The sequence below is a fragment of the Nostoc mirabile CHAB5784 genome, assembly GCF_020829645.1.
Taxonomy (GTDB): Bacteria; Cyanobacteriota; Cyanobacteriia; order Cyanobacteriales; family Nostocaceae; genus Nostoc; species Nostoc mirabile.
The window spans coordinates 1-2,450 of the sequence record NZ_JAIVFS010000280.1; the positions used below are offsets into that span (position 1 = coordinate 1).

The 2,450-nt window shown below is 44.8% G+C and carries 5 protein-coding genes; 3 read left to right on the forward strand and 2 right to left on the reverse strand.

The genetic code is table 11. From position 1 onward, the window contains the following. Window positions 1–81: 81 nt before the first annotated feature. Window positions 82–450 (reverse strand): hypothetical protein, encoded by a 369-nt coding sequence (locus LC653_RS45695; protein WP_229501823.1) that lies wholly within the window; start codon window positions 448–450, stop codon window positions 82–84. 7 nt (window positions 451–457) lie between these two features. Between LC653_RS45695 and LC653_RS45700 the strand changes: the two genes are divergently transcribed. From LC653_RS45700 to LC653_RS45710, 3 genes are all read left to right on the forward strand, one after another. Next, a complete protein-coding gene (locus tag LC653_RS45700) occupies window positions 458–1,228 on the forward strand; it encodes a hypothetical protein (protein WP_229501824.1) in 771 nt (256 codons plus the stop codon). An 85-nt stretch (window positions 1,229–1,313) separates the two neighbouring features. Then, window positions 1,314–1,841, forward strand: a complete 528-nt coding sequence (locus LC653_RS45705; RefSeq protein ID WP_229501825.1) for a P-loop nucleotide/nucleoside kinase family protein — start codon at window positions 1,314–1,316, stop codon at window positions 1,839–1,841. A gap of 129 nt (window positions 1,842–1,970) precedes the next feature. After that, window positions 1,971–2,189 carry a hypothetical protein gene (locus LC653_RS45710; protein WP_229501826.1) on the forward strand — a complete coding sequence of 73 codons (219 nt, stop codon included), beginning with the start codon at window positions 1,971–1,973 and terminating at the stop codon, window positions 2,187–2,189. Between the two features lie 79 nt (window positions 2,190–2,268). On the opposite strand, the gene LC653_RS45715 is transcribed toward LC653_RS45710, so the two are convergent. Beyond that, on the reverse strand, window positions 2,269–2,450 hold a 182-nt coding region (locus LC653_RS45715; RefSeq protein WP_229501827.1), incomplete at its 5' end, for a cation transporting ATPase C-terminal domain-containing protein.

The window sequence follows — 2,450 nt, forward strand, 5'->3', positions numbered from 1 at the left end:
CTGCTAGAACCTACGAAGAGTTAGATCAAGCCATCACAAGTGCCTTAGATGCAGTGAGTAAAAAAGACATTATTGGATGGTTCACTCACTGTTGTTACTATATTGCACCCAACTGAGAACCGCTATAAATACGTATCCGCTATTCGCTCCCATCGTAGCCAAACAATCCGCTTGCACCCGACCGTTTAGACCCTTTTCATATTGCCCAAAAGAATTAAGATGTTGACTTGCTGCCCCACCCCGTAACCGCAAAAAAGCCACCTCTGCTACATTCAGTGACAGCATTCCATCAGATGACCAAGACCTTGAGGATATCTCGCAAGAAGAAAACCCAGCGTTAGCAACAATCACCGCTAGTGCTGTTGAAGTTCCAGAGCTAACCGAGCAGGAAATTAGCGATCGCCTAAATTTAGAGCGAAAGGTGGAACGGGCGTTTTTTGAAGCTGGCAAGGCACTTATGGAGTTGCGCGAGCGCCAGCTGTACCGTTCCACCCACAGCACTTTTGAAGAGTATTGCAAAGACAGGTTTGGATACACTCACCGACGTGTGAATTATTTAATAGCTGGTTCTGTAGTATTTGAGAACATAGCGACGGGAACAAATTGTTCCCAAAATGGGGAAGTGGATGAAACGGGAACAAATTGTTCCCAAAACGAGGAAGTAGAGAAAACTCGATATAACCCCTCACGAATCCTGGCAACTAATGAAGGACAAGTGCGCCCTCTCGCACCTTTAGAACCCCAGCAGCAGGTTAAAGTTTGGCAACGGGCAGTACATGAGGCTGGTGGTAAAGTTCCCAGTGCCAGGATCGTCACTGATATTGTGCAGAGAATTATGGAACGTACCAAGGTACCCAACAGCTACCAAATCGGCGAAGTCTGCCAAATCCTTGTTAAAGACAATCCCGAACTGAGAGGCAAAGGTGGCTGTTGGGCAATTGTCAGCGCACTGAATGACTTTAGTTGCAGCGTGAGAATGTGGGATGGCGAGTACGCTGTTGGGTTGCAGCACCTGAAGTCTTACGATTACTTGCCTGCGGAGTGTCAGCAGATGCAGGTGATTTGTGATCGCATCAGTCGAATGTATTCCGATTCGCTTCAGGAGACAGTCAAAAGTCTGTTGCAGTCGTTGGGTAAGCTGAATCGACCTTATTTAACGGCTGTCGAAGAGAAATTGTTGAGTGTTGTGGAGTTGGAATATGGGAACGAGATTACCCAGATTTATTAGCATCTTCGTGAGTAGCAATTCTTTAAATTACTGCTTCTTGCCTGCTAACCTGGGAGCAGCCTATGATTCTGTTAACTATGAATAGATGAAACTAATTCTATTTTCTGGTATTCCTGGCACTGGGAAAAGTACCCTATCAGAAGAAATTGCACGGATATTGCATATACCTGTATTCTCTTTGGACTGGATACTAGGGGCAATGCTGCTATCACAGTTGCGTGTTCAACAGGAGGGATTTTACATTACGACTGCTGAAGCACTGCTGACAATGCTAATCCAACGACAACTAATGTTAGGACAATCGGCTATTTTGGACACTCTTGCTAATACAGCCGCACAAAGAAAACGCTGGCAAGATTTAGCGCAATCATATAATGCAGAATTTTATGGATTTGAAACAATTTGCTCAGATATAGAGCTACATCGTAGACGAGTCGAAGGGCGTAAGCGTGGTATTCCAGGTTGGCATGACACTGTTAGTTGGAGCCATGTAGAACGAATGCATTTGAAGAGTGAAGCTTGGACAGATGATGAAGGAGAACACCTGATAATAGATGCAGTTCATACTTTGAATGAAAATGTTCAGACAATTCTGAAATATGTTCAATCCTGAAAATAATAACCAGAACTAGCTCAGGAAGAATGATTACTTGCTGTAGCAGTGTCAACAGGTTCAGGAGATTAGCGATGCCTACGTTGGGCTGTCCGATATTGCATCAGTAGGTTACGGGAAAGCAAGAATTTGGAAGATGCCTCAAGTGCTTCAACCCCCCCAAGTGATGTGTTGAAGCGGCCGTATTTGACCTCTGTGGAGGAGAAGCTGTTGAGTGTGATTGAGCAGAAATATGGGGTAATGAAGGAGATGAGCCGATTGCAAATTCGTGAAGATGGCCTGACAGGTAAAAAGATTGCTGTCCTTGTGAGGAATCCAGTACTTGACATGCAGCCATTGGAATTGTGACAACTGCTAGCTTTGCTTTCAGAGTAGCTGTGATGGAGTTCAGCCAGGATACAGATACTGTATACCGTCGGCTGAACCTTTAGTTGAGCGGATCGAAACGCTGCAAGATGAAAGCTATAAACACCACTGGCAATCCTACACCTATACAAATGAGAGCTTGGATAAATGTCAAAGGTGTGGTGTCGAACACTTGATTCATCATGCTCCACTGACTGAACAGACATTGTAAAATCACCACAACCACAATTCCGATCGCAGGTG